Annotated in this window: 27 protein-coding genes; 10 read left to right on the top strand and 17 right to left on the bottom strand. The window is 45.2% G+C overall.

Annotation, left to right across the window (positions count from 1 at the left end):
* Positions 1 to 15: 15 nt before the first annotated feature.
* From FHS45_RS00975 to FHS45_RS00965, 3 genes are all read left to right on the top strand, one after another.
* Entirely contained in the window at positions 16 to 525 is a 510-nt protein-coding gene (locus tag FHS45_RS00975) for a YjcG family protein (RefSeq protein ID WP_062444463.1), read from the top strand.
* The gene (locus tag FHS45_RS00970; RefSeq protein WP_341829881.1) at positions 515 to 955 is read left to right on the top strand and encodes a GNAT family N-acetyltransferase; all 441 of its coding nucleotides are present in this window, start codon (positions 515 to 517) and stop codon (positions 953 to 955) included. The genes FHS45_RS00975 and FHS45_RS00970 overlap by 11 nt, the downstream gene beginning before the upstream one ends.
* A gap of 98 nt (positions 956 to 1,053) precedes the next feature.
* Positions 1,054 to 1,731, top strand: coding sequence for a YetF domain-containing protein (locus FHS45_RS00965; RefSeq protein WP_062447717.1), 678 nt, complete (start codon positions 1,054 to 1,056; stop codon positions 1,729 to 1,731).
* 53 nt (positions 1,732 to 1,784) lie between these two features.
* Here the strand turns inward: FHS45_RS00965 and FHS45_RS00960 are convergent, their stop codons facing one another.
* The 5 genes from FHS45_RS00960 to FHS45_RS00940 form a co-directional block, all read right to left on the bottom strand.
* On the bottom strand, positions 1,785 to 2,681 hold the full coding sequence (locus tag FHS45_RS00960) for an MBL fold metallo-hydrolase (protein WP_062444458.1): 897 nt from the start codon (positions 2,679 to 2,681) through the stop codon (positions 1,785 to 1,787).
* A gap of 30 nt (positions 2,682 to 2,711) precedes the next feature.
* Positions 2,712 to 2,984, bottom strand: coding sequence for a hypothetical protein (locus tag FHS45_RS00955; protein ID WP_062444456.1), 273 nt, complete (start codon positions 2,982 to 2,984; stop codon positions 2,712 to 2,714).
* Between the two features lie 75 nt (positions 2,985 to 3,059).
* Positions 3,060 to 3,263, bottom strand: coding sequence for a hypothetical protein (locus FHS45_RS00950; RefSeq protein WP_062444454.1), 204 nt, complete (start codon positions 3,261 to 3,263; stop codon positions 3,060 to 3,062).
* A 139-nt stretch (positions 3,264 to 3,402) separates the two neighbouring features.
* Positions 3,403 to 3,729 carry a DUF1360 domain-containing protein gene (locus FHS45_RS00945; protein ID WP_062447715.1) on the bottom strand — a complete coding sequence of 109 codons (327 nt, stop codon included), beginning with the start codon at positions 3,727 to 3,729 and terminating at the stop codon, positions 3,403 to 3,405.
* 73 nt (positions 3,730 to 3,802) lie between these two features.
* Positions 3,803 to 4,252 carry a hypothetical protein gene (locus tag FHS45_RS00940; protein WP_148350079.1) on the bottom strand — a complete coding sequence of 150 codons (450 nt, stop codon included), beginning with the start codon at positions 4,250 to 4,252 and terminating at the stop codon, positions 3,803 to 3,805.
* 189 nt (positions 4,253 to 4,441) lie between these two features.
* Between FHS45_RS00940 and FHS45_RS00935 the strand changes: the two genes are divergently transcribed.
* Complete coding sequence (locus FHS45_RS00935) at positions 4,442 to 4,897, top strand: CotY/CotZ family spore coat protein (RefSeq protein ID WP_062444452.1); 456 nt, start codon at positions 4,442 to 4,444, stop codon at positions 4,895 to 4,897.
* 47 nt (positions 4,898 to 4,944) lie between these two features.
* On the opposite strand, the gene FHS45_RS00930 is transcribed toward FHS45_RS00935, so the two are convergent.
* The 4 genes from FHS45_RS00930 to mgtE all read right to left on the bottom strand — a co-directional run bounded on the left by FHS45_RS00930 (position 4,945) and on the right by mgtE (position 10,077).
* Positions 4,945 to 5,439 (bottom strand): CotO family spore coat protein, encoded by a 495-nt coding sequence (locus FHS45_RS00930; protein ID WP_062444450.1) that lies wholly within the window; start codon positions 5,437 to 5,439, stop codon positions 4,945 to 4,947.
* Positions 5,440 to 5,870: 431 nt separating this feature from the next.
* A complete protein-coding gene (fabI, locus tag FHS45_RS00925; RefSeq protein WP_062444447.1) occupies positions 5,871 to 6,647 on the bottom strand; it encodes an enoyl-ACP reductase FabI in 777 nt (258 codons plus the stop codon).
* 179 nt (positions 6,648 to 6,826) lie between these two features.
* Positions 6,827 to 8,692, bottom strand: coding sequence for a monovalent cation:proton antiporter family protein (locus FHS45_RS00920; RefSeq protein ID WP_062444445.1), 1,866 nt, complete (start codon positions 8,690 to 8,692; stop codon positions 6,827 to 6,829).
* A 20-nt stretch (positions 8,693 to 8,712) separates the two neighbouring features.
* Positions 8,713 to 10,077: a magnesium transporter gene (gene mgtE, locus FHS45_RS00915; protein ID WP_062444442.1), complete on the bottom strand. Its 1,365-nt coding sequence runs from the start codon at positions 10,075 to 10,077 to the stop codon at positions 8,713 to 8,715.
* 925 nt (positions 10,078 to 11,002) lie between these two features.
* Here mgtE and prpE point away from each other — a divergent pair.
* Positions 11,003 to 11,740, top strand: coding sequence for a bis(5'-nucleosyl)-tetraphosphatase PrpE (gene prpE, locus FHS45_RS00910; RefSeq protein WP_062444439.1), 738 nt, complete (start codon positions 11,003 to 11,005; stop codon positions 11,738 to 11,740).
* An 11-nt stretch (positions 11,741 to 11,751) separates the two neighbouring features.
* Here prpE and FHS45_RS00905 read toward each other — a convergent pair whose 3' ends face one another.
* Genes FHS45_RS00905 through yjbM form a run of 3 tightly spaced genes read right to left on the bottom strand, consistent with a single transcriptional unit; the run spans position 11,752 to position 14,102 of the window.
* Positions 11,752 to 12,639 (bottom strand): RluA family pseudouridine synthase, encoded by an 888-nt coding sequence (locus FHS45_RS00905; protein WP_062444437.1) that lies wholly within the window; start codon positions 12,637 to 12,639, stop codon positions 11,752 to 11,754.
* Positions 12,636 to 13,439: an NAD kinase gene (locus FHS45_RS00900; RefSeq protein WP_062444435.1), complete on the bottom strand. Its 804-nt coding sequence runs from the start codon at positions 13,437 to 13,439 to the stop codon at positions 12,636 to 12,638. The genes FHS45_RS00905 and FHS45_RS00900 overlap by 4 nt, the downstream gene beginning before the upstream one ends.
* Positions 13,440 to 13,472: 33 nt before the next feature.
* Positions 13,473 to 14,102: a GTP diphosphokinase gene (yjbM, locus tag FHS45_RS00895; RefSeq protein ID WP_062444433.1), complete on the bottom strand. Its 630-nt coding sequence runs from the start codon at positions 14,100 to 14,102 to the stop codon at positions 13,473 to 13,475.
* A gap of 145 nt (positions 14,103 to 14,247) precedes the next feature.
* Between yjbM and FHS45_RS00890 the strand changes: the two genes are divergently transcribed.
* The 4 genes from FHS45_RS00890 (at position 14,248) to FHS45_RS00875 (ending at position 17,519) form a co-directional block, all read left to right on the top strand.
* On the top strand, positions 14,248 to 14,820 hold the full coding sequence (locus tag FHS45_RS00890; RefSeq protein WP_062444432.1) for a CYTH domain-containing protein: 573 nt from the start codon (positions 14,248 to 14,250) through the stop codon (positions 14,818 to 14,820).
* Positions 14,821 to 14,886: 66 nt separating this feature from the next.
* Positions 14,887 to 15,288: a globin domain-containing protein gene (locus FHS45_RS00885; RefSeq protein WP_062444430.1), complete on the top strand. Its 402-nt coding sequence runs from the start codon at positions 14,887 to 14,889 to the stop codon at positions 15,286 to 15,288.
* A complete protein-coding gene (locus tag FHS45_RS00880) occupies positions 15,285 to 16,181 on the top strand; it encodes a ClpXP adapter SpxH family protein (protein WP_166761339.1) in 897 nt (298 codons plus the stop codon). The genes FHS45_RS00885 and FHS45_RS00880 overlap by 4 nt, the downstream gene beginning before the upstream one ends.
* Before the next feature lie 168 nt (positions 16,182 to 16,349).
* Positions 16,350 to 17,519, top strand: coding sequence for an MFS transporter (locus FHS45_RS00875; RefSeq protein ID WP_062447712.1), 1,170 nt, complete (start codon positions 16,350 to 16,352; stop codon positions 17,517 to 17,519).
* A 210-nt stretch (positions 17,520 to 17,729) separates the two neighbouring features.
* On the opposite strand, the gene FHS45_RS00870 is transcribed toward FHS45_RS00875, so the two are convergent.
* Positions 17,730 to 19,724, bottom strand: coding sequence for an ABC transporter permease subunit (locus FHS45_RS00870; RefSeq protein ID WP_062444428.1), 1,995 nt, complete (start codon positions 19,722 to 19,724; stop codon positions 17,730 to 17,732).
* A gap of 338 nt (positions 19,725 to 20,062) precedes the next feature.
* Here FHS45_RS00870 and FHS45_RS00865 point away from each other — a divergent pair, with 338 nt between their 5' ends.
* Complete coding sequence (locus FHS45_RS00865) at positions 20,063 to 20,248, top strand: hypothetical protein (RefSeq protein WP_062444426.1); 186 nt, start codon at positions 20,063 to 20,065, stop codon at positions 20,246 to 20,248.
* A gap of 42 nt (positions 20,249 to 20,290) precedes the next feature.
* On the opposite strand, the gene FHS45_RS00860 is transcribed toward FHS45_RS00865, so the two are convergent.
* The 4 genes from FHS45_RS00860 to FHS45_RS00845 all read right to left on the bottom strand — a co-directional run bounded on the left by FHS45_RS00860 (position 20,291) and on the right by FHS45_RS00845 (position 25,234).
* Positions 20,291 to 20,698, bottom strand: coding sequence for an NUDIX hydrolase (locus tag FHS45_RS00860; protein ID WP_062444424.1), 408 nt, complete (start codon positions 20,696 to 20,698; stop codon positions 20,291 to 20,293).
* A 69-nt stretch (positions 20,699 to 20,767) separates the two neighbouring features.
* Entirely contained in the window at positions 20,768 to 21,796 is a 1,029-nt protein-coding gene (locus FHS45_RS00855; RefSeq protein ID WP_062444421.1) for a DUF3231 family protein, read from the bottom strand.
* A 403-nt stretch (positions 21,797 to 22,199) separates the two neighbouring features.
* The gene (pepF, locus tag FHS45_RS00850; RefSeq protein ID WP_062444417.1) at positions 22,200 to 24,008 is read right to left on the bottom strand and encodes an oligoendopeptidase F; all 1,809 of its coding nucleotides are present in this window, start codon (positions 24,006 to 24,008) and stop codon (positions 22,200 to 22,202) included.
* A gap of 92 nt (positions 24,009 to 24,100) precedes the next feature.
* Positions 24,101 to 25,234, bottom strand: a complete 1,134-nt coding sequence (locus FHS45_RS00845) for a competence protein CoiA (RefSeq protein WP_062444415.1) — start codon at positions 25,232 to 25,234, stop codon at positions 24,101 to 24,103.
* Between the last annotated feature and the right edge of the window lie 66 nt (positions 25,235 to 25,300).

Here is a 25,300-nt window from a genome sequence, read left to right as displayed (position 1 = left end):
TAGGAGGGTTTTCCAATGAAGTATGGTATCGCCATTTTTCCACCGAAAAAAATCCAGGATGTCGCAAACTCCTACCGTAAACGATATGACCCGCATTATGCCTTGATTCCACCACATATCACGTTGAAGGAGCCATTTGAAGCAGAGGATAACAAAATTAAGGAAATGGTACCGCATTTGAAAGAAATCGCGAAAGAAACAAACCCATTTGATATTGAAATCAACAAGGTCAGCTCGTTTGCTCCTGTCACGAATGCGATCTACTTGAAGGTAGAACCGGCAGAGGTAATCATGACGATTAATGAAAAACTGGAAGCAAAGCTGCCAGGTAAATCCGAGCATTCTTATGTGCCACATATTACGATCGCACAGAAGCTTTCAGATGATGAATTCTCCGATGTATACGGAAGTCTTCGAATGGGTGGATTCGAACTGAAAGAAACAGTCGATCGTTTCCAGCTGCTATATCAATTGGAAAATGGCTCCTGGACGGTCTATGAAACCTTCGTCCTTGGTGAAGGGTGATAGAATGTTAATTGAAAACGTCGAGAATGAGCAGCAATTGAAAGATGCCTTCGGCGTTCGCCGAACGGTTTTTATCGAGGAACAACAAGTACCGGAAGACCTTGAACTGGATGAGCACGATGATACAGCCGTCCACTTCGTCGGTTATGAAAACAAACAGCCGATCGCAGCTGCCCGTCTCCGATTTCTGAATGAAAATGGAAAGCTGGAACGAATTTGCGTCCAGAAGGATTTCCGCGGACAGTCCTTCGGGAAACAGATAATCGAGGCGATGGAGAAACGCATCCGAAAAGAAGGGTTGAAACAGGCGAAATTGAACGCCCAAACCCATGCCGAAGATTTTTACCGTTCCCTCGGTTACGAAACGATTTCCGGGGAATTCATGGATGCCGGCATTCCGCATGTAACCATGATAAAAAAACTAGACTGATTTTCGACCTGGAGGAGAAATATCTTCCAGGTTTTTTGTATAGGTCCATCTTTCTCTGTCTACAATGTTAAGAGCAGAGGAGAAGGAACGTGATCATGATGGATTATTTACGCATATTAATAGAAGCCTCATTCGGCTTCGCTGCCTTATTCTTTTTGGCCAAGGTACTTGGAAAGTCGCAAATCACCCAGCTCACCCCCTTTGACTTTATTTCAGCTATCATACTCGGTGAACTGGTCGGCAATGCACTTTACGATCCTGAAGTCGGCGTCTGGCAAATCGGGTTCGCCGTCCTCGTATGGGGTGTCCTGATGTATGTTACAGAAATTTTAACAGAAAAAGTAAAAGCGACACGGGGTTTTCTAGAAGGACAGCCTTCCATTGTCATTCATAAAGGAAAAATCGTTCGCGAAGAATTGAAAAAGAACAAACTCGACATAAATCAGCTTCAGCATCTGCTGCGCTCGAAAGATGTCTTTTCTTTGCGCGAAGTCGAATATGCCGTCCTCGAGACAGACGGATCGATTTCTGTATTGAAAAAAACAATGGATCAAAACCCGACGCGCAGCGACTTGAATCTTGCCCCGGAGCCAACCCCACTGCCAATGGCATTTATTAGTGATGGTGAAGTGCTTTGGGACAACCTGAAAGAAGCAGGTTTTGATAAAAAATGGCTGATGACCCAGCTGCAACAGCAGGAAATATCAGATTATACCGATGTCTTATTCGCCGAATATAAAGAAGGAGAGGACCTGTATGTCCTCCCCTACAACTGAGAAAAGTCCCCCGGAGCCCTCTCCAATATCTGGAGGACCCGGGGTGTATTTATTTATGCAGTTTTAAACATCCAGCGGTTACCTTCAATAGCATAACTAATCGTTTCTTCTTTGACAGCGCCAATCAAATAAGCAGTGACAGCGGTCCTGTACAACAGCCATTGCCCAAGCTGGTTATTTTCTACACCAAATGAATCACACATGGCAGCGATAATGTTTTCATGACTGACCCCATTCGGATGCTCGTCGATATAATTCTCAAGCCAGGTAAGCAGTACGACATGGTAATCGATATTTTTCTGTACAGTTGTTTTGAAATCCGTTTCATACTTTCCATGACCGGGCACAGCACCATCACACGGAATCTCTTTCAGACGCTCCAGACTTTCGATCGTCAAAGCTGCATCCGTAATATACGGGATTTTGTGTTTTTCCAATTGAGCCGCTTCAAAATAGCTGTCTGCCGCATATAACACATCAAATACCTTAACAGCCAGCTGGTGGTAACTGTGACCTGGCAGCAAGTACGTCTCCAAGTCGAATGTTCCGAATGTAAAACTTCCTTCCCCCACCTGGTCATCAATCCGGACGGGGGGCCCTTCCAGAAACTTATTTTTTAATTCATCGAGCGGGTCATTACCCCCGAACAAGTACAGCGGCTCGAGAGATGGATTTTCCAGGATGGCCGATTCGAACTTTGGGGCGATCGTAAGGACATCGAAGTTTTCCTGAAGGTACTGTGCTCCCCCATAATGATCCGCATGGGCATGGGTTATGAACAAGTGGGTGACAGGCAGGGCATGCTCCTTCAGACCCTTGATCACTTTCTTGATGGCTGATTTATCAATCCCCGCATCGATGATCATCCCCTCTTCCCCGTTATGGACATATCCGATATTAACCGCACTATGAAAATAATAGCAATGCGCATTGATTTGGTTCATTTCCATAAAAAAGAACGACTCCTTTCAGCAAACCTATTAAATAGTTTCGCTGAAGTGTCGTCCTTTTCCTGTCAGCTCGGCATAAACTTTTTCCGAGTAAGCCGCATGCATATCATCCGGTGCATGCAGTTTTTTATTTTTATTCGGTATTTTTTTGTTCGTCCTCGCCATATCCCGCATCTGCAGATGACGGTTATCCAATGTCACTTTGTGGACATTGGCATACTGGAAAGGTGATGCCTTCGGTTTAACGGTTCGCTCTTGGTAATCATCATACTGATACATCGATACTGGTAACGTGTAGCCCATGGAGCTCCCCTCCTTACAGAATACATACCCATAACTTACTATATATATACGTGGAAGCGCTCCCTTTTACGGGGGCTATTCAAAAAATTTCCTGATTCGGTCATGCTTGCTTTCTGTCTTCTTTTCGAACTCGCCGATTTGTTTCGTCAGCAGCTTTTCCAGAGAGACCATCATCTGCTCAAACTCAGCCATAGTCTTTTCCGGTTTTTTCAAATTCGGCTTGGACGTGATCATATAATCAATTTCATCGATCATTTTACGCATGTGACGGAAATTCATGATCTCGCCTTCTTTCCACAGCCGCAACCTTTCTTTTTCCGCGGCCTTTTCACTGGCTTCCCTTGCTTGCCTGATTGTTTATGCATTGGAATCATTCCTTTTTACTACATCATATTCTCTTCTGGCGGACCGATGTAGTTCAAATATCCAATGCGACTCGAAGGATGGAAGCAGCCCCCGCGATCGCCAGCCACACGACCAACCAGTCGAAATAAGGAACAAATGCCCAGCCGATTAGCAGCATTCCGCTCGCCCAGACTCCTGTACACCAGTGGCAGCTCAGTAATTCTCCGATAAACGCCCGCAGCCCCGTTCCTTTTGCTTCCACAAAAACCTCCACGTTACCCGCTTCATCGGTTTCTTCTAGATAATGATGAAAAGGCGCCCGCAGCCACTCGGTGATGGTGTCATCGACGATTAGCCGGGTCAGACGGAAACAGGCCAAAGTCAGTAAAATAAGATGCATCCAAGTCCATTCCAAACGATCAGCCTCCTTGTCAGCATATTTTATGTAACCCATCCAGTGGATGGGACTAATCTTAGAACCAAGGTCCGCGGTGGTGTTTGCGATCCTCCCGATCTTCGCCGCCTCTTCTTGAGCTGCTCTCCATGTGGTCATGATGGCCGCGCCCTCTTCTTGAGCTGCTCTCCATGTCATTATGACGACGGCGGCCGAAAATAGGATCCACTCTCTCATCATCGCTCCCTCTTCTCGAGCTGCTCTCCATGTCATCATGAAGGCGGCGACGACCGAAAATAGGATCGACTCTCTCATCACGTTCGCCCCTTCTTGAACTGCTCTCCATGTGATCGTGACGGCGTCCTCCGAACAATGGGGATCGGCGACGATCATGGTGGTCATCACGGCGATCATCGCGGCCACGACGATCGTGGTGATGGTCTTTATCCGATTTGATGATGACTTTATCAGCCTTAACGATCAATTCGTTCACTTTATAATAGTGTTTATGGCTGCAGTTATCACACATATGTTTCCTCTCCTTTAACTACTAATATTCCTTATTAGTCTATGTTTCTTCGGTACATATGTATGGGCTTCAACTCCACATTTTCCCCAGACGATTCGATAAAAACTCGACAAATGCCCACACCATCAGGGCAAGAGTTCATATTCTATTAAAGACAATACGTCAATACCAGACGAAAGGGGAATATAAATGGGCTGTGGAAAAAAACATGACTCAGGTAACTGCGTATGTGACATCCTGCGCGAGATCGTAGATGCTCAGGAAGATGTCGTATCCATGTGCTGTGACACTGGTTGCGAGCAATCCATTAATGATTTACTTGGAGAAACCGGAGGCAATAACCTGGACACCGTTCCAGTACTGTTATACTGCAAAGGCAACTGCAAGCCGTTTGAAGGTTTTGGTGCACCACGAAACCACATCGGCGACGTAGTTGGTAGTTTCTTCTTCCGCGTCAAAGATGTCGACAAAGACTGCTGCGCAACACTTGAACTCCTGCGTGACCCAAGCGATAACGATGACAATCCGAAAGATCCAGTTGACCAAAAAACAGGCAACCTGCGCACGACAGGCATCTGCATCAGCGTTGATCTTGACTGCTTCTGCCACGTGACTTGTCTTCCAGCAATCGACGCATTCGATTAATGAAACCATGAATAAGGCCGCGTCCGTTAAGGGCGCGGCTTCTTCATTTAAAAACCGATCAAACTTATATCTTCAATCTCTCTAAAGTCGATTTCTTTTTGGAATGGACGCTTAAATGTTTTCATATAAACGATACCGTCTTGATAATTGTTAATATACCCGCGGTACTTTTCTTCGCCGGTCACTACCTCACATTTCATCTTTGGAATCTGGGATGGAAGATTGACAAAGTATGTCACTTTTTCTTCTAACGTCATATCCCGGAAACGCTGTCTCCGGTCCCGAGCTGACCGGGATTTTGACTCCTTAGCTTCTGTCTCAGCTTTTTCTTCTGGCTCCTTGTTCGCCTGAGCTTCCTTCTGGCTGTACTGTCTCTCCCGCTTCACTCCGGCATCTGCTGATTTATTTTCTGCCTGTTTCCCTTCCTCTTTCATTCGCTTTTTGCCATGATAGGTCGTCTGCATCGGCGCTTCGCTAGGAGCGAATTCCGGCTGGGTAATATAAAGCATAGGCTTCTGTACAAGCTTCTGCTGCTTGCTCATAGATGTACTCCCTCCTTAGCCTGTTTTCCGTCTTTTCATATATATGCCCAGATTTCCGGAAATGTGCTATTGAATTAGATTTTTGAAAGCGTAAGGTCTATTCTGTACAAAGTCCCGCTCGGTCTCAGCCCTGTTTTTGATTAAGAACAAAAGCGCAAGCGCCTTGCTCACCCCCGACAAGCTTAAGACAAGCCTCGCCGTGACGTTTTTTGTACTTTAGACCAATTAAGTTTATAAAGGTTTAAAGTATAAGTAAAACTAAGGCTTTCGCCATAAACCATTGGCGATAAGCCAAGTTTTTCTAATCACAGAGAGGATTGACTTAAGACCTTGAGGGGGTAGGCGCTGGAGCTGGATGGAGCCCACTTTTATAATTTCCTAGATATAAAAAAAGCCTGAGGTGGGTTCACCTCAAGCTTTCCTAATCAAATTTAAAATCCGATGATGTTGAAACCGGAGTCCACATGGATGATTTCCCCGGTCACACCGCGGGATAGATCACTCAACAGGTAGTAAGCTGTATCGCCGACTTCTTCCTGGGACACCGGACGGCGCAGTGGCGCGCGCTCTTCGATCTCTTTCAGAATCGTGTTGAAGCTGCCGACACCTTTTGCAGAAACCGTACGGATCGGACCAGCAGAAATCGCGTTGACGCGGATGCCATGCTTCCCAAGGTCGTTAGCCAGATAACGCATGCTCGCATCAAGGCTCGCTTTTGCAACACCCATGACATTGTAGTTATTAACAACTTTTTCCCCGCCAAGATACGTAAGTGTAACGATTCCTCCACCTTCGGTCATCAGCGGATAGGCTTCTTTTGCTACAGCCGTCAAGGAATACGCGCTGATATCGTGTGCCAGCTTGAAGCCGTCACGTGTCACGTTCATATACTCGCCGTTCAGCTCGTCGCGATTTGCAAACGCGATGCAGTGAGCAAGACCATGAATCGTCCCCACATCATTTTTGATCTCAGCGAATGTCTTCTTAATTGCTTCATCGTCTGTGACGTCACATTCGTAATACAATGATTCCTGGCCTTCTAATGAATCACCAAGATCTCTTACCGGCTTCTCAAAACGCTCATTTGCGTAAGTGAAAATCAGACGTGCACCTGCATCATGCAATGAACGCGCAATCCCCCAGGCAATGCTTCGTTTGTTCGCTACGCCCATCACGACGTATGTACGACCTTCTAAAGAAAAATTCATCCTATTAACCTCCTTGAGGTGATTTTATGAGTATTATGGTTTGTTATTAGTACCTGCTACTATTTTAGCGGAAAGATTCCACAAATACAAATCATGATTAATTGGAAACAGAAATTAATTCCATTCCCTTACCTATAGAAAAACCGCAGCTGCCGGCACAGCTGCGGTTCATTTAAACGTTAGCAGTATTCACAGAATTCCAACTGCATTTTCAGTTCTTCCACATACTCGGTGGATCCGGTCACAATCAAATGATCGCCAAGCTTTAGTTCGGTATCGCCATGAGGCACGATCGAATCTTCGCCCCGGAAAATCCGGACCATGATGACGTCGCCGGTGAATGGGAACTCCCGAAGACGCATTCGATGGTACATCGGATTGTTCATATTGATCTGGAACAGGGCACTATCCTGATCGGTTAAAATCTCGACGACATCCGGTGCAACGATCATCGCTTTCAACAGCGCTTTTGTCGACAGCATCACCGAGAAGACATCGATGCCCAGTTCAGACAATTCTTTTTCCAAATCCGGCGACTCGGCACGGGCGATGACCCGTTCGACTCCATCGTTTTTCGCAAACTTCGCGATTTCTGCGTTTTTCGCCTGGTCACCAGTGGAGACAACGAGAATATCCACATTAAAGACATCCATCTCTTTCATTCGCTCGAGATCATAATCTTCCAGCTCACGAATGTCAAAGCATGAACGGCTGATATTTTCATCGACTTTATCCACTTTCGTATGATACAGGTGTGTTTCATATTGTGATTCATCTAATTCGCGGACAACCGGCAATGTCATTCGGTTGGAACCAATAAAGGAAACCAGCTGTTTATGACTTTCTTCTTCAAACCGTCCGTAAATCTTTTTGAAAGCGATCGGTGTAATCAGACAAGTCAATACGGCTACAAGGATTAACGCTCCTTCCATCTGCTTATCGATCATGCCTTCCCGTTCACCAATGGTCGCTGCCGCGATAACGAGTGAAAGCGTGGAAGTCAAAAGGAAACCGGAACCCAATACCGTTTTCCAGTCGTACCATTTACGTAAAATGAACGCCGGTACGATTTTGGATATGAACAGCGCAAGCAATAGCAATGGAATCAATAGAACCACTTGGCTGTCACTGAATAGTTCCCAAATATTAATTTCCACACCGACCATCACGAAGAAAATCGGAATCAGAAATCCATAGCCAAAACTGTCCATCCGCTTCACCAGCTCCGGGTTCGGGGACAGCAAGGATACTAGTGTTCCAGCAAGGAAGGCTCCAAGAATATTTTCCGCGCCTACCGTTTCAGAAATAGCAACGAGCAGGATAATTAATGTGAAAACTGCCCGGGTGTCGATTTGGATTGTCCCTTTTGTCATCGTCTCCATAAACGATTGGTGACGGTAATGTTTTCCAACAAAGTAAAACAGGACACCAGCCCCGAATAATAATAACAACAGCCACATGTTTCCTCCGCCTTCTCCGTAGATGGAAACGAAGACGGCAAGCAAAATCATGGTGACGAGGTCAGCGATGACAGCAATCAGCAGGATCGTCTGGCCAATCGTCGACTTCATCATTTGAGCTTCCTTTAAGGTCGGAACGACAACACCCAGAGAAATGGTTGAGATGATTAATGTCATCAGGAATAGATTGTCTATGAAACCTGCTACTACGAACAGATAGGATAATCCAAATGAAATAACAAAGATAGCAATAAAGACCAGCGTCGCGACCCAGACCGGGTTCGGCGGATTAGCATCTTTGTTCGCTGGCTGTTTTGATTGTTTTTTCTTACCAAATATCGAAAAGTCGATTTCCAGACCACTCAGGAACATTAGAAAAATAAACCCGAGTGTTGATAATATTTCAATCCAGCTCCCATGCGTATCGACGAGATCAAAACCACTCTTTCCAATAATGAGACCAACAATGATTTCAGCCACAACCACCGGGATCACTTTTAACTTGAGTCGATGCATGAGAATTGGTGTAAGGAATGCTGCTAAAATTACAATAACTAATGAGGTGACGGAAGCGCCGTGCTCCATTCACTCGTCCCCCTTTCCATTTATATCAGTAAGTTCATGAAAGCTGTCGCCATCCCGAAGTAAATAAGAATCGAGATGATATCGTTGATTGTCGTGATGAACGGGCCGGAAGCGACAGCCGGGTCAATGTTCAGTTTATCCATGACTAAAGGAACGAGCGAACCCGCAAGTGTCGCGACAATCAATGTAGCAAAAATCGATAATCCGACCAGTAATCCAAGATAAATGGAGTTTTGCCAGAAATAAATGATAACCATGATTAATAATCCACAGGAAGCTCCGGTAATAATACCTGTTGCCGCTTCCCTCATGATCATTTTTCTTTTTCCTTGCTTATCGATCTCTCCTGTTGCCATACCGCGGACTGCGACTGCAAGTGCCTGTGTACCAGTATTACCAGCCATCCCGGCAATAAGCGGGATGAAAATAGCAAGTATCGGCACGACATCTAGTGTATCTTCGAACCGGCCAATCAAGCTTGCTGTCAAGCTTCCTAAAAATAACAGGATGACCAGCCACGGCAGCCTCTTTTTGGCTGAAGCAAAAGCATGATCATCAGGACTGTCAACATCAGAAATCGCAGCCAGCTTGGAATAGTCATCGCTCGCTTCTTCTTCCATTACATCCAGGACGTCATCGACAGTAATGATCCCTAAAAGATGATTCTGGAAATCGACTACCGGAAGTGCCAGGAAGTCATAATCCCGGAACATACGGGCAATTTCTTCCTGATCTTCCCCAACAGCGACGGATACAAGCCGCTCGTTCATTACTTCAGAAATCAGCCATTCATCCTCTGCAATAATCAAATCACGCAAAGAAATTACACCGACCAGGTGCTTATCTTCATCAATCACATACGTATAATAGATCGTTTCTGCATCCGGTGCTTCCCGACGGAGATGAAGCATCGCTTCCCGGACGGTCATCGTAGCTTTCACGACGACGAATTCAGTAGTCATGATACTACCAGCTGTTTTCTCTTCATAGTGAAGCAAGTCTTTAATCTCGTCGGAATCTTCATCATCCATGATCGTTAGAAAACTTGCCACTTTGTTTTTATCTAACATATTCAGAATATCAACGGCATCATCCGTCGACATATCTGCCAGCACCTGCGAGGCAAGCCGCGGATCCATCTCGGCGAAGAACGGTTCAACATCCTCATGGTCAATGTGCTCCATCACTTCGGATATTTCTTCTGGAGACAGATACATGTAGACTTTCTTACGGACTTCGACGTCCATTTCTTCAAACAGGCTGGCTTGGTCATAAGGATGCATTTCCAGGAATTCAGCACGGAACTGGTCGATCTGATCATTCAGCAGGGCCTCCTGCACTTTTTCCCACATTTCTTCCCGTTCATCTACTTCTAAATGTTCCATCAGAAATCCCTCCCCTTATTCAAGCCGATTCATTTTGACCGTTATATCGTAATTGCCTGAATACACTTTGTCAATAAAAATTATTCTTTCAAATGCATGGTAGTAGTTTATCAAATTATCGTATATTAATGGAACTGAAATGAACATTTCTTTGGTTGCGTCTGGTGTGAGTGAGGAAATTGTTACTTAACGTGAACACTAACCGTCCTAACTGAGCCACATTGCGATTTAACGCAAGCCAATACTTCTCTAACTATTTTTTAGTGTTGCCCATCTTCTATTTCTTATTGAAATGGCTCTCTAAAATCTCCTTGTTGATCTTACATTAAAGCTCCCAACTGCTGAAGACTCAGTTTCGAGATAGTTGGGTCCGTTACCGAAAGGTAAGGGATGGACTGTGAAACGACTCGCTTTCCTGCGGGGGATCTGGCGAGCTTCCTCGGGCAAAAAAGCCCTGCGGGATCTCGCCTAGCCCCTTCTCCCGCGGGAGTCTCCCCGTTTCCCAGCCCATACAGCCATTGTTAAAGCAAACGGACCCTTCATAAGAGAAAGAGTGTACAGCTCAAACCTTCATCTAAATGCATTTGCAAAGGATGTATAGGCAAAAACATCTTCTTTCTATAATCGTCTAGTGTGATTTCGAGAACTTCTTATGGCAAGGGGAGTGGGGGAACGACGAGACTCCTGTGGGATACGCGGGTTGGATGAGACCCCGCAGAGCGTCAGCTCGAGGAGGCTCATCACTCGCCCACGGAAAGCGAGTTGTTCCCCAACGACCCTTCCCCTCACACAATATCTCGAAATCAAGTCTTCGACTTTTCGGACCTTTAATTGAACAACCCTTTTATAATAAAAAAATATGATTCCAAAAACTAGGGAATGGGAATACTAACGGGAGTAACTTTCACATAAAAGGAGGACTTTTATGAAAATAGATATCATTGGAGATGTGCATGGCTGTCTTGATGAAATGAAGGAACTATTTCGCGAACTTGGCTACGTGGAGGAGGATGGTGTCCCTGTTCATCCCGAGGGCAGGGTGCCGGTTTTTCTAGGTGACATCACCGACAGGGGACCTGATTCGATCGGCTGCATTCGGTATGTCTATAATATTGTCATGGAAACAAGAAAGGGTAAATATGTGCCGGGGAACCATTGTAATAAGTTATATCGTTTTTTTCTCGGTAACAAAGTGCAGGAAAAACATGGTCTCGAGACGACGACCGCTGAATATCGTTCCCTTTCTTCCAAAGAACAAAAAGAAATTCGCCATCATTTTATGAAATTATATGAAGAATCGCCACTATACTTGGAAGTGCCTGAGGCCAATGCTGTGATTGCCCATGCCGGAATTAAGGAAAGTTTTATCGGTCAGCAGGGAAAAAAGGTACGGACATTTGTACTCTATGGTGATATTACCGGCGAAAAACATGATGATGGACGGCCGGTGCGCCGCGACTGGGCACAAATGTATGAAGGCAGCCGATGGATTGTCTACGGTCATACGCCAGTTCGGGAGCCCCGTTTCGTCAACAACACAGTCAACATTGATACAGGCTGCGTGTTCGGCAACAAACTCACTGCATTTCGGCTTCCAGAAAAGGAAATCGTAAGTGTCCCTTCCCGTCAGCCATACGTGGAAGAAAAATTCCGGCTCGACTGAGATGCATCCTATCAAGCATCCCCTATAGCCCTCTTGATATCCGCCGGAAGTTCTGCTTCACAACTGACAACTTCACCAGTAATCGGATGGGGAAAGGTAAGCCTGCGGCAATGCAGCGCTTGCCTTTTCATTATGCTGAGTGACCCACCGTACAAATCATCCCCGGCAAGCGGGTGCCCCATGTGGCGCATATGGATCCGGATTTGGTGAGTCCTTCCAGTAAGGAGTTCCAGCTCGACTAGCGAATGTGCGTGCAATGGCCTCAGTACATGATAGCGGGTGACTGCCGGCTGGCCGTCTTCCCTTATTTCCCGCTCGATGATAGACCCCTCTTTTCTTCCAATGGGTACATCAATCATTCCTTCCTTGTTTATCAAATGACCTTCGACAAGTGCCCAGTATGTTTTTTCAATCGGACCGATATAGCCTCTCGATAACAGAGAATGGCTGTAGGCATGCTTTGCCACCAGCACGAGGCCAGAGGTATCTTTATCGAGCCGGGTGACAATATGGACGGTGCTTGGCACACCGTGTTTTTCATAATAAGCGATTATACCGTTAGCAAGTGTCACATCATGGTTCATAGATGGCATGACGGCGAGTCCCGCCGGTTTGTCAAGAATCAGCAGATCATCATCTTCGTAAACAATAACAAGCTCCAAGGCCACGGGTTCAAGCCGTTCAGCAGGCTTAACAATTGGCAGCGCCACTTCCACCCTGTCACCTGCATGCAATACTTTTCTGACCGTTACATCAGCTCCATTTACCCGCAGCCCCTGCGACTGCTTGATCTGTTTCAGCAATTGACGCGAAAATGCCCGAACGGAACCCAGATAGTCCCGCACGAGCATTCCTTCCTGCTGTTCTGTGATTTTCCACGTCCAGCTCCACTGTTTCATTCTTTATCATCTGCCACGAACGAATCCCGGACCCGCTTCCAAAATGGAAATGGACGGAATCTCGCAAATCGCACTTTTTCTTTAGCGACCCGGCATTGAATCGACTTTACCTCTTTATAGGTATGTGTATAATGATCGACCGTAATCATAAAACTTTTATCCGCTGTCGGTTTCAACAGGCAGGTGTGATGACTTGGTAAAATCAACGGGGAACCGATGGTACGGAAAACACGGTTATTGATCGAAGCCATCTCTGCTATCTGGATCGACTCCAGGGACGGGTGAATGATCGCACCGCCTAACGCTTTGTTGTAGGCGGTACTTCCGGATGGAGTCGAGATACACAGACCGTCACCGCGGAAAGTTTCAAAGTGCTCTCCTTTGATATCCACATCAAGCACCACCGACCCTTCTGATGTCTTGATCGTACATTCGTTGAGTGCCAGATACCGGCCTTCTTCTCCACCGTTTTTCAAGCGGATAATCACTTCCAATATCGGATATTCGACCACCTGGAAAGGAGTCCGGGCAACATCGATGATCAATTTCTCCACTTCATCAGGCGTCCAGTCCGCATAAAAACCTAAGTGGCCTGTATGTATCCCGATAAAAGCTGTCTTGTCCAAGCGATGGTTGTATGTATGGAAGGCTTCCAGAAACGTTCCGTCGCCGCCGACCGATATGGCAACTTCCGGTTCGTCCTCACAGTATTCCATATTGAATTCTTTCAGATAGTTTTTGATTTTCGAACGGATTTCGTTCGAATTACTGTCGCCTCTCGATAGTATCGCGAATTTCATAATCGAACCCCACTCCTTCCCAGCAACTGTCCATTAGTCTGGATGTTTCCCTTGTTCTTTTCTATTAAACGCTTTCTTTGCTTCCTGTATTTCATTTTTGATTTTCGACATTTCTTCATCAAGCCGGAATGCCGCTTCGGCTGCCCGTTTCAGCCTGGCCTTTACTTCACCGGGAATCTGACCGGAATATTTATAATTCAGCGAATGCTCGTTAGTCGCCCAGAAATTCATGGCAAGCGTCCGAATCTGGATTTCAGCCAGTACCTTTTTCTCCCCATGTATCGTCTCTACCGGATAATTGATAATAAGATGATAAGAGCGGTAGCCGCTATCCTTCTTCTGGGACACATAATCCTTCTCTTCTATGATTTCAAAATCATGGCGGTTATGCAGCATACTGGCGATGACATAGATATCATCGACGAATTGACAGACGACCCGGACCCCGGCTATATCCTGAATTTCTTTTTCAACCTCGACCGGTGATATGCCCCTTCGCTGCATTTTTCCTAAAATGCTGGACCTGGGTTTGACGCGGCCAGTCACAAACTCAATAGGAGAATGCTCCAGTTCGTATTCAAATTGAGCCCGCATCCCTTTCAGCTTGACTTTCAGTTCATCGACCACCTGGGTATAGGGTGCCAGAAATACCTCCCAGTCCATCTTGTCATCCCCACCTTTAACAACGTCTATGTAGTAAATATGTGATATTACGTACCCATTCATTGTATCATAAAATATGACAGGAGATAATCTTTGCAATCAGCACCTTTCTTCCTCATAATGATTGCAGAGCTGGAGGGATACGATGAATCAGGAAATCGAAATTGAATTTAAAAATATACTGACTAAGGAAGAATTTGACCGCCTGAAAAACACGCTCCCTTTCGAGAAAGCGAAAGTGCAGAAGCAGACAAATCATTATTTTGAGACGGAAAACTTCGACTTGAAACAGAGTGGTGCCGCCCTTAGGATTCGTGAGAAAAACGGCGGGTATACGCTGACATTGAAGCAGCCGCACCCGGACGGTCTGTTAGAGACCCACGCCACCCTGACTACGAACGACTGCGAAAGTTGGATTTCCGGTACACCGATCGCCAAAGAAAATGTCTTCCATCAGCTGCAGGAACTTGACATCAACCCGGATGATCTGAACTATCAGGGCGCATTGAAAACAAATCGTCAGGAGATTCGCTATCTCGATACCCTGCTCGTACTCGATCATAGTCTGTATCACGGGACGGAAGATTATGAGCTGGAACTGGAGGCGACAGACCGGGCACATGGAGAAAAAGTTTTTCACCAGCTGTTGACAGATCATGAAATCCCGGAACGGGAAACCGATAATAAAATCAAACGATTTTTTCAGGCGAGGCCGTGAGTCAGATTAGTTGAAGGCCACCCCCGCCGTTGCTACAATGAATAACAAGCAGAAGGGGTTCTGATCATGAATGTACCAGGAACAATTTATGAAGCAATTGGAGGCAGAGAAGCAGTCGCAACACTTGTTGACGCCTTTTATGCGCGGGTAGGCAATCATCCGGATCTGATACCCATTTTTCCGGATGATTTGACAGAGACCGCCCGAAAGCAAAAACAATTCTTAACCCAATTTTTCGGAGGACCCGCCTTATATACGGAAGAGCACGGACATCCGATGCTGCGCGCAAGGCATCTCCCTTTTCCGATTACACCGACACGAAGGGATGCCTGGCTGAATTGCATGGCCGCAGCACTTGAAGAAGCAAATATCGAAGAGCCATACCGCACGGCGATTTTCGAACGTCTGACCATGACTGCCAATCATATGATGAATACACCAGAGGATGAGAAAGGAGAATCGATGTGAGTTGGAAAGGTACTGGAGCATCCCAGGAACAAACAAGTGCCCAGTTCGGTTTTTTCGATCTATTGAAACGGCCATTGGAGCTCTACCTGTTCGTAGACCCCCTATGTCCGGAATGCTGGTCCATCGAGCCGATCATCAAAAAGCTCACCATCGAATATGGCCGCTTTTTCACCATTAAGCCGATTATCAGCGGGAAGATGACTTCCCTTCATAAAAAAAACGTGGATAAGCCTTATAAATTGAAAAAGGAATGGGATAAGACCGCCAATCGTACCGGCATGTGCTGCGATGGCGATATCTGGCTGGAGAATCCTGTCTCCTCTCCTCTCATCACATCGCTCGCTGTCAAAGCAGCAGAACTTCAAGGAAAAAAATCAGGTATCCGTTTTTTACGAAAAGTCCAGGAGTACGTTTTTCTTGATAAGAAAAACATCTCGGACGAGGAAGTCCTCGTAGAGTGCGCTGAAAAAAGCAGACTGGACGTCGAGGAATTCCGGAAAGATCTTTATTCCGATACAGCCCGCCGTGCCCTGCAATGTGATTTCAATCTGACACGGGAAATGGATGTCGACACCATCCCAACGCTAGTCCTGTTCAACCAATCGGAAGAGGATGCAGGGTTAAAAATCGCCGGGACATACCCGTATGAGATTTATGTCAATGTTCTGAAGGAAATGCTCCAGCGGGATCCAATGCCTGCGAAGAAGCCACCGCTTGAAGAATTCCTTCAGCATTATAAATTTCTTGCTACTAAAGAAATCGCCGTCGTCTATGACTGGACGGAACAGCAGGCAAAACGGGAAATGAAAAAGCTCGTCCTTAAGCAAGTCGTACAGGAAGTCCCGGTGAAACACGGAGTGTTCTGGAAATACCAGCCTGACGGGCAAGCGTAAAAGCGGCTGTCTCAAAAGGGTCTGACCAGGTGCAGACTTTCATTTTGAGACAGCCGCTTTCTTTCTTAACTTTGGTTAGCGTTTGCAAAGAAAACATTTATTTTGCCAATTACTAGTGTTATGATATTTTCCGTAGTATTATTTGTCAGAAAAGGAGTGAACGTAGCTCTGGATATAAAAAAAGCATTACCTATCTTATTTGCAATCATGTTTTTTGTCATGGTCGGATTCGGTATCATCATTCCGGTTCTTCCTTTCTATGCAGAAGAAATCGGTGCCACGCCGACCGAACTTGGACTCTTAATGGCTGTCTATTCGTTGATGCAGTTACTATTCGCTCCGATGTGGGGACGTATTTCCGACCGGATCGGCCGTAAGCCTGTCATCGCGCTTGGTATCGCCGGACTTGCCCTGTCGTTCTTTTTGATGGCACTGGCTACACAATTATGGATGCTGTTCGCTGCACGGATTATTGGTGGATTCTTATCTTCCGCCAACATGCCGACCATCATGGCTTATGTTGCGGATATCACGTCCGAGGAAGATCGCGGAAAAGGAATGGGCATCATCGGCGCTGCTATCGGTCTGGGATTCGTGTTTGGACCAGCGATCGGCGGAGTATTTTCCAAAACAAGCCTGGAGATGCCGTTTTACATAGCAGGGATTTCTTCCTTGATAACGTTTCTACTCGTACTGTTCGTCTTGAAAGAATCACTGACGGAAGAAGCAAGAGGCCATCATGCCGGTAAAAGACCACCTATGCGTGAGGCACTGAACGGTCCATCAGCGATGCTGTTCTTCCTGCAATTGTTCGTTTCGCTGTCTCTATCCGGTCTCGAAGCGACATTCGCTTACTTTGCTGCGGACACGGCTGGACTCGGAACTGTCGAGCTTGGCTATATTTTCATGATCATGGGACTCGCCGGTGCTATCGTCCAAGGCGGGCTGGTCGGAAGGCTGACGAAAAAATTCGGCGAACCGTTCGTCATCCAGCTCGGGGTCGCCGTCTCCGCACTCGGCTTCTTTCTGATCCTGTTCGTGGATGATTTCCTGACCGCTACCATATTTTTATCCATCTTCGGCATCGGAAACGGTGTGATCCGCCCGAGTGTCGCCGCCTTGCTCACGAAAAAAGCGACCGCCGGCTATGGCAGTGCAACTGGACTGTTATCTTCCTTTGATTCACTCGGAAGAATCATCGGTCCTCCCCTTGGCGGCTGGCTGTTTTCCATCGCAATTGGGCTTCCATATATTTCGGGCATCATCTTATCCGTAATCGCCCTGATATTATTCCGTGTTTATGTACGCCAATCAAAAAAATTATCATCCGCCGCGTAAAGATTAAGGCAGAGGAGCTAATGTTGCCCCTCTGCCTTTTGATTGTCTCTCATCCCCCCGCTTTCTCTCTCTTATTTTCGATTTTGTCTCTATTATCTTTAAATTTGTCTCTCTTCAAGACTATGAAGCGCAATTATCGCCAAGTTGTCTCGCAACTAAAGGCTTTGTCTCTCTTTTACACCTAAAATCACTACTACAGACAGCATCCGATCAAGAGGATTTTTTGTTCACGCGTTCAAATTGGGTCCGTCCTAATTCATCGGATTGGGAATGCTTTTTCTTTCCATAATCTTTTCTCCAAAACCGAAATCTCTCCCAATAGCTTGTTCTATCCAAATAGATTCCGACGCGCTCCTGCTGAACTTCCTGTATTCCTTCCACAATCAACTGCATCGCGATAATAACAAGAATAAATGCCAAAAATACTGGAACGACCACCCAATAATGCCCGGTCATGAACGCTTCCCTGGTGTTACTGACCAGCCCGGCCCATTCAAACGTCACGGAATGGGGCGGGGACCGGTAGCTCGCATCATACATGACGCTTGTCCCGCCAAGAAATAATTGAAACAAGCCAAGATGGATGAAAATCAATAAAGTCTGGATAAATTGCTGGCCAAAGATGATGCCTAACTTCGGGCGCAGGTGAGGCATAATGTGCCTGCCCAATACATGCCTGGCACTGCCACCGAGGACAACTGCGCTCGTCATGAAATCCTGCCTCATGACCAGGCTTATCTCATTCCCAATCAATACCATTACTAATGGGAAGACGAGCAGAGTAAGAACCAGTACCTCAAAGACGAGCCGTTCTGTTAACGTGTATTCAAATCCTGACGTAGAGCCTATAAGAACCGGGCGCAGTAAAATCAGAGCGATGATACTTAGCGGCAAATAGTGAAATCCATCAACGAAGCGCTCCACTCCTTTTTTAACAGCCTCAGGTACAAATAAGGCATACGGAATAGCCAGTAGAAATCCGAGAAAAATCCGCAGGAAAGCAATTAGACCCGCGAACAAAATCGTAAACTTCGCCCCAGCAAGCAGCTGGTCCAAAATACTGTAGCCGAGCCAGTCGGTTCCAAGCAAAAGGTATTCGGAAGGGGGATGGGGCTTGCTGCTGACAAGTTTCCCTTCTTCATCATAGATCAGCGTAAAATTCCTTACGTCTTCCTCCTGCATCAATGAGTGCCCGATACTGATCACCAGAATTAGAAAAATAACCGAAAAACCAACCAGGAATTTTTTATTTTTAAAATGAGCCCCTACTCCCTTCCAACCCTTCCTAACGGCAGAACGCCATGTGCCGGTCTTCAAGCTTTTCCCCCAAATAGCTGGCGGCTTTATGGTCACCCCTGTAGCCGCAGGAGGAGGTGTGAAAAGTTCAGCCCCCTGATAAATGATGTAAAAGGGTGTAAACACTATAATCAGTACCGTGGCAATAACAATTGGCCGGAAGTCGTCTAATATGTAGCTGGAGATTCCATTGATATTAAACATGTATTCGATTACAAATAAACTGGAAAGCGAACCCCAAACAATCATTTTAGAATGATAGAAAGCGCTGTTTGTGATGTTCCGGAAAATGTGCGTAATAATAAGTGTCTTATAGCGAAGTCCTTTACTTTGAGCAAAGGCTACATAATGTTTGGTCATCTCTTCCTCAATCAACAGTACTATTATCCGAAATAAGGTTATCATCGGCAGAATCGCAAGTACCGCCATTGGCGCCGCATATAGGCGGTTTTCCCCTAAGGTAACAAACGGAAATAAATGAACGCCTGTCTGCTTATAAAAGAGAACGACTAGAAATTGAAGCAGAAAAGCAACCATCAAATCCGGTATCGCCTCCATAAAACCAAGCAGCCGTTTAATTGCTGTCCTAAAAAAAGTGTCAGGAAGAAATACCGTCAGGAAAGCCAATAGTACAGCCAGGCTAAACCCTATCGCCAATGCCCCGAACAAAATCGTCATCGAATACAAAAAGGGATCCCATAAAAAAATGAATGCATTCAGTTCTTCTCCCCGGAATTGATACGTCCAGGATCCCGGCTTTAGAAAATGTTCAACAAGTCTTCCTGTTTCTTCAAAATAGAGGGTAACATCAAAGAGCCCCTCTCCTCTTACAAGAAATGGAGCCGTGCTCAGCGCAACTATCCCCGTAACCCCTAATAAGTAATACCAAAGGAACTTCCATAGCTTCATTATCTCAAGACATCCTTCACCTGATATAGTCACGCCAAACTGTAACAACAGCATGACTATGTTTATCATACCGAAAACAGTATGAATTTTCCAAATGAATTTTTAAAGACAAAAAAATAACCAGCACCGGCTGGTTATCAAGGTCCCTTTATATAATAAAGGAGGATGGGAGAAAGTTCCCTGTCAAACTTGTTGGGGGGTTAATGGGAATTCTTTCACATCTATAATATAGCAAGCCGGGAGACATGACGCAACACACTTGTTCAATGTTTCACGAGTTTGTCACAATGTTCTAACTGCCGCGGCCAAGCATAATCTTGAAGTAAGGAGGGATGGACATGAAGGTCATTGGAGTCATCATTTTCACCGCGCTGGTACTGACAGCATTCTTAATGAATCTATTCGGTTTGATGCGGCTTTACCCCATCTATATCACATCACCCCTATTGTTTCTGGTCATCTTCTTCACCATCAAAAGCCTGTTTCATCGAAAAAAATTCAAAGGATTCAAGAGCTACCATTGAAAAAGGAGCAGCCTGTAAATAGGTGCTCCTTTGCTTATTCACTTAAAAGCTTACATAAAAAGGCTGTTCTTCTTCCTTTAAGCAATACGCTATACGCTGGCGAAAATTACCCCAGGTCACCATTTCCAAAGCTTGATCGACAGGAAAAAAGCCTGCTTCAAGTGCTTCTGGCGTCGTTGTCAGCTCTCCTCCTACCGGTTTTCCCAGAAATAAGGTATTGCAGATACTACGGCTTATATTTTGAAAAATACCACAAAATCTGATTACCTCAATTTCCAGTCCACATTCCTCTTTCGTTTCTCTGACTGCCGCTTCTGCAAGTGATTCCCCTATTTCTACCTGCCCGCCTGGCATTTCCCAGCCCCGCTTCGGACCTTTGATCAATAGCACTTCCCCTACGTCATTGACGATGATAGTGGCTGCAGATACAATGTGCTTCGGTGGCTCCATTCCTATCTCCCCCTGACTTCTTCTGTAACATCTCTACTAAAAAGAGCTTACCTTAAATCAGGTAAGCTCTCAACGATAAGAAGAAAGTTGATCACGATCAATCATGATCGGCGGTTGTTCCATCCAGCCATTGTCGATCATGATATTCGCTCCATCCTCTACATACAACGATACATCGAGGAGACATCGTGCATACAATGCTCCAATATCTTTTCTTCCATTAAGCGAAGCCCCATTGGCATAATTTCTTATTTTCATCGAGAACATATCGATTTTATGAAAAACCATCAGCTTGTCAGAAAAAGGCGGGACCGTTGAAGGTGTCACCAAATGATCAAGCAGGCCGGGAGCTGCAATATTGTCCTTTTTCAGCTTATTAGTAAACTTGTCAATATGGCTGACATTGATTTTCCTACCGCGATTCAAAAACTTAGTCACTTTCCGGTTCCTTGCACCCTGACTGAATCCGAGAATTAGTGCTTTGCTTGTGATGTCATTATGGAGGTTATCATACAAATGAGCTACTTCCATTCCATGCAGCGGCCGGACTTCTCCAAAGTACCCATGCAAAAAACTTTGCCGGTTTACAAAATCAATCCCAGCCGGGCTTGGTGCTGCCGGATCATTCCCCAATGCACCCTTAACTGCCAGTACATCATGAACATCAGTCATTAATTTGGTCGTCTTTTTCAGACTTTCCACAAAAAAATCACGGGTATCCTTTCTGGTCATGATAGGAGTTGCTGCACTGTAAATACTGGTACCAGCCTTCGCAAGATACCGGAGATAATGCAGATAAAATTCATCATAAAATAACCGTGGTGCCTCCAGGTTGACATCTTCTTCCGTGAAGCCGATAGGCAGAGGGAACTCCACCTCATCAAAAATTCGTTTAATATCTCTAATGAACGTATTTGTTAAATCCACGGCACCCTCTACTACCTTCTTAATCTCAGCATCTTCCAAGTGGCGCAAAAAGTAACTGAGCACACACTTCCCCATCGTATTCCCCTGATATGCTGCCCAAAGCTTCCCCATTTCAGCTGATGTCAGCTGATTGGTGAATTGTACATGATCCTCGTGTTTATGTCTTTTCATGACTGGTTACCTCCCTTCCTCATAATGGTGTTCATTACGCTTATCTGAATCATCCATTATGTAATTTTGTCCTCGGAAGGAAGATAGGGCACGTTTGAGCAATTGCACAGTCTTTCGCCAAAAAACAATCCATTTTCTACGGATATAATAAGACCAGTATTTATATTTATTGTTCCTCATACTAACAAGCAATAACAACATAAAAACAATAATAACTACTGCATATTTCCGCACGTCAAGGTCTCCTTTTCACTATTCAGCATTAACCTTATTATGAGCAATCTGGAAACAATCTATGTACATGAAGGCCCTGACTTCCTATTACTCCTAATAAAAAAGTTCAAGGTGGAAACAACCTGTTCCACCCTGAACTTTCTTTAACTCTTGATTGAGAGAACTCTATTTACTTCAATAATTCTTCCATTTCATTCAGCTTTTCTTCAAATACATCCAAAGCTGCAAGGATTGGCTCTTTGGATGTCATATCAACACCAGCCTGCTTCAGCACTTCAATTGGATAGTCACTGCTTCCTGCTTTCAGGAAGTTCTTGTAACGGTCAACTGCCGGTTCACCTTCTTCCAGAATCTGAGCGGCCAGTGCAGTGGCGGCAGAGTATCCTGTCGCATACTGATAAACATAATAGTTGTAATAGAAATGCGGAATTCTCGCCCATTCTAAGCCAATTTCATCATCTATGACGAGCTCATCTCCAAAATATTTTTTGTTAAGATCATAATAAAGCTCGGTCAGCTTGTCGGCAGTCAATGCTTCTCCTTTTTGAGCCAGAACATGAATATCATGTTCGAATTCAGCAAACATCGTCTGGCGGAAAACTGTGCCACGGAATCCTTCCAGAAAGTGATTCAACAAGTAAAGCTTTTCCTTTTTATCATCCGTGTTTTTCAGCATATGATCGTTCAGCAACGCTTCATTGCATGTCGACGCTACCTCCGCTACAAAAATCGAATAGTTGCCATAACGATATGGCTGATTGGCATGGGTATAGTAGCTGTGCAGCGAATGTCCCAGTTCATGGGCGAGTGTAAACAAGTTATTGACGTTATCCTGCCAGTTCATCAAAATATAAGGATTCGTTCCGTAATGACCGGAAGAATAAGCGCCACTCCGCTTGCCTTTGTTTTCATCTACATCGATCCAGCGGTTTTCGTAGCCTTCTTTTATGATGTTCGTATACTCTTCCCCAAGTGGCTTCAGCCCTTCTACAACAAGGTCCTTCGCCTCGTCAAAGCTGAATTTCATATCCACATCTTTGACTAGAGGCGTATACAAATCATACATGTGCAGTTCATCAAGCTCGAGTACTTTTTTCCTTAACGCGATATAACGGTGAAGCAGCGGAAGTCTGTCATTCACTGCGTCCACCAGGTTATCATATACTTTTTCCGGAATCTTATTGCTGTCGAGAGCTTTTTCCCTTGCTGAATTGTAATTCTTCACTTCTGCAAAATAGTTATCCTTTTTCACATTCCCGCTCAACGTGGAAGAGAATGTGTTCTTGAAATTTTCAAATGTATCATACATCGCCTGGAATGCTTCTTTCCTCACATTGCGGTCTTTGGATTCCAGAAAATTAATGTATCTCCCATGCGTAAGATCCACTTCATTTCCTTCCTCATCTTTAATTGATGGGAAGGTCAAATCGGCATTATTCAGCATACCGAATGTCTGCTGGGGATTAGCAGCGATCTCAGAGAAACCTGCAAGCAACGCTTCTTCTTTCTCGCTCAGTACATGGTCACGCTTACGAGTGATCTCATCGAGGGCATGCTTATATAAGCCTAACTCCTCTTTTTCTTCTAAGTATCGATCAATGGTACCTTCCTCAAGCGAAAGGATTTCCGGCACAATCCAACTCATGGCCGAGGCAACTTTTGTATACAGGTTTTCCGCTTTGGCATTCAATTCCTGGTAAAAAGAATTTGTCGTATCCTGATCCGCACGCATGTGGGCATAAGTAAACAATGTCCCGAACCGGTGTGATAGTTCATCTTGTTTTACTAGCAGCTGGTATAACTGATCGGCTGATTCACCGAGCTTTCCTTTGTATTGGGAGACTTCAGGAATCATTTCCTTAACAGCCTCGAATTCCTGTTTCCATACATCATCTGATGCAAAAATATTTTCAAGCTTCCAGGTCCGTTCCACTGGGAGCTCTTCACGTTTAGGCAGTTGTTTACTTGAGGTACTCATACCTGCTTCCTCCTTTAGTACATATCTTCACCATAACTGATTTCTCCAAAAAATAGGAAATACCTCCCTATTTTATGATATTTCGAAACTTTTTACCCCTTTTTCAACGAATTAAATAAAATTTCATCCTGCTGAAGGGCTTCATCGATCGTACGCGGCAAGGCCACCACTTTTATTTTCCGATATTGTTGTGGTGCGACCTTTTCAGTAAAGCCAAGTTGGAATAAAAGATTCAAGTATTCCTCAAGAGGGGAAGGTGTAGAAGAAACATTTAATAGGGTGTTCACCCTTGGGGCGATACGATGGGGGAGAAGTGTTCCTATTGAAGCAGGCATAAAGGTATCCAACAAATAACGGCTTTGCCAGATCCATGGTGCCTCGGCGATCTGTAACTGGCTTGTGACTGGAAGGTAAGCGAGAGTTGGTAATAACGAAGGATGAATGCCAGCCTGGTACAAATACTGTCGCCATCTTTTTTCCTTAACCGATATATGCCCCGGGGAGCGAAGCCGTTTCGTTTTAATGAAACTTTTCCATCCTGGCGGCATATGATTAAGAGGATGAATAGAAGAAGTAAATAACTGGCGGAAGGAAAGCTGTTGTAAGGGAACATAATTAAATGAGGTAAATATGCGGGTTCTCCCGCTTCCCTGAAGATGACTTGCGATTAACATTTGATTGGTGGAAGGATCGTAAAAATAAATACGGTAGTCATGGAAGTGATAGATGAAGTTTCTTTCAAACGAGGTCAATTGGATGCTGTCTGTCCATTTTCTGACCAAACGGTTACCTCCAAGAATCCATAATGGGAAGACACCAACACGGTGATATTCTGTCGTACGTTTTGCTACTTCAATTTCTGGTATCCGGGCACATTGATACTCAATGGCCACACGCTTGGTTTTCGTCTGTAACAAAATATCCGGCCGCTGCTGGATTTCAGGTAAGTAAGGTTCGAGCTCTGCCTCATACCCTTGAGCTTGCAGCCATTCCCATAACCGGACCTTACCCTGATGGTGGTAACTCCCCTCCCCACTCTTACTGGATGGGCAGTCACTATTGGGATAATGAGCAAAATGCGGTGTTACTTTTACCCCCGCACGGATTAAAACAGGCTCCTGACACTGCGGACAAAAATAGCTATCTTCCTCCGCCTGAAGAAGTTCTGGTTTATGCCCGCCAGCCAGCTGGATCAATTGACCATCACGATTTACGGCACTAAGCAATAGTCCACCTCCTTTTTCACTTAAAATAATTCCTTAAAAACCTGGTGAATTTATTTAAAGCATGCA

Origin of the sequence: Thalassobacillus devorans, assembly GCF_011761345.1 — a bacterium.
In the GTDB taxonomy this organism is placed as follows: Bacteria; Bacillota; Bacilli; order Bacillales; family Halobacillaceae; genus Thalassobacillus; species Thalassobacillus devorans.
Note: the sequence above shows the minus strand (reverse complement) of the source record. Positions and strands in the feature narration are given on the sequence as shown.

Bases quoted from the DNA above. Each gene is read 5' to 3' on its own strand.
- FHS45_RS00975 (WP_062444463.1), top strand. From the start codon at position 16: ATGAAGTATGGTATCGCCATTTTTCCACCGAAAAAAATCCAGGATGTC.
- FHS45_RS00965 (WP_062447717.1), top strand. From the start codon at position 1,054: ATGGATTATTTACGCATATTAATAGAAGCCTCATTCGGCTTCGCTGCC.
- FHS45_RS00960 (WP_062444458.1), bottom strand. From the start codon at position 2,681: ATGGAAATGAACCAAATCAATGCGCATTGCTATTATTTTCATAGTGCG.
- FHS45_RS00955 (WP_062444456.1), bottom strand. From the start codon at position 2,984: ATGGGCTACACGTTACCAGTATCGATGTATCAGTATGATGATTACCAA.
- FHS45_RS00950 (WP_062444454.1), bottom strand. From the start codon at position 3,263: ATGAATTTCCGTCACATGCGTAAAATGATCGATGAAATTGATTATATG.
- FHS45_RS00945 (WP_062447715.1), bottom strand. From the start codon at position 3,729: ATGCATCTTATTTTACTGACTTTGGCCTGTTTCCGTCTGACCCGGCTA.
- FHS45_RS00940 (WP_148350079.1), bottom strand. From the start codon at position 4,252: ATGTGTGATAACTGCAGCCATAAACACTATTATAAAGTGAACGAATTG.
- FHS45_RS00935 (WP_062444452.1), top strand. From the start codon at position 4,442: ATGGGCTGTGGAAAAAAACATGACTCAGGTAACTGCGTATGTGACATC.
- FHS45_RS00930 (WP_062444450.1), bottom strand. From the start codon at position 5,439: ATGAGCAAGCAGCAGAAGCTTGTACAGAAGCCTATGCTTTATATTACC.
- fabI (WP_062444447.1), bottom strand. From the start codon at position 6,647: ATGAATTTTTCTTTAGAAGGTCGTACATACGTCGTGATGGGCGTAGCG.
- FHS45_RS00920 (WP_062444445.1), bottom strand. From the start codon at position 8,692: ATGGAGCACGGCGCTTCCGTCACCTCATTAGTTATTGTAATTTTAGCA.
- mgtE (WP_062444442.1), bottom strand. From the start codon at position 10,077: ATGGAACATTTAGAAGTAGATGAACGGGAAGAAATGTGGGAAAAAGTG.
- prpE (WP_062444439.1), top strand. From the start codon at position 11,003: ATGAAAATAGATATCATTGGAGATGTGCATGGCTGTCTTGATGAAATG.
- FHS45_RS00905 (WP_062444437.1), bottom strand. From the start codon at position 12,639: ATGAAACAGTGGAGCTGGACGTGGAAAATCACAGAACAGCAGGAAGGA.
- FHS45_RS00900 (WP_062444435.1), bottom strand. From the start codon at position 13,439: ATGAAATTCGCGATACTATCGAGAGGCGACAGTAATTCGAACGAAATC.
- yjbM (WP_062444433.1), bottom strand. From the start codon at position 14,102: ATGGACTGGGAGGTATTTCTGGCACCCTATACCCAGGTGGTCGATGAA.
- FHS45_RS00890 (WP_062444432.1), top strand. From the start codon at position 14,248: ATGAATCAGGAAATCGAAATTGAATTTAAAAATATACTGACTAAGGAA.
- FHS45_RS00885 (WP_062444430.1), top strand. From the start codon at position 14,887: ATGAATGTACCAGGAACAATTTATGAAGCAATTGGAGGCAGAGAAGCA.
- FHS45_RS00870 (WP_062444428.1), bottom strand. From the start codon at position 19,724: ATGAAGCTATGGAAGTTCCTTTGGTATTACTTATTAGGGGTTACGGGG.
- FHS45_RS00865 (WP_062444426.1), top strand. From the start codon at position 20,063: ATGAAGGTCATTGGAGTCATCATTTTCACCGCGCTGGTACTGACAGCA.
- FHS45_RS00860 (WP_062444424.1), bottom strand. From the start codon at position 20,698: ATGGAGCCACCGAAGCACATTGTATCTGCAGCCACTATCATCGTCAAT.
- FHS45_RS00855 (WP_062444421.1), bottom strand. From the start codon at position 21,796: ATGAAAAGACATAAACACGAGGATCATGTACAATTCACCAATCAGCTG.
- pepF (WP_062444417.1), bottom strand. From the start codon at position 24,008: ATGAGTACCTCAAGTAAACAACTGCCTAAACGTGAAGAGCTCCCAGTG.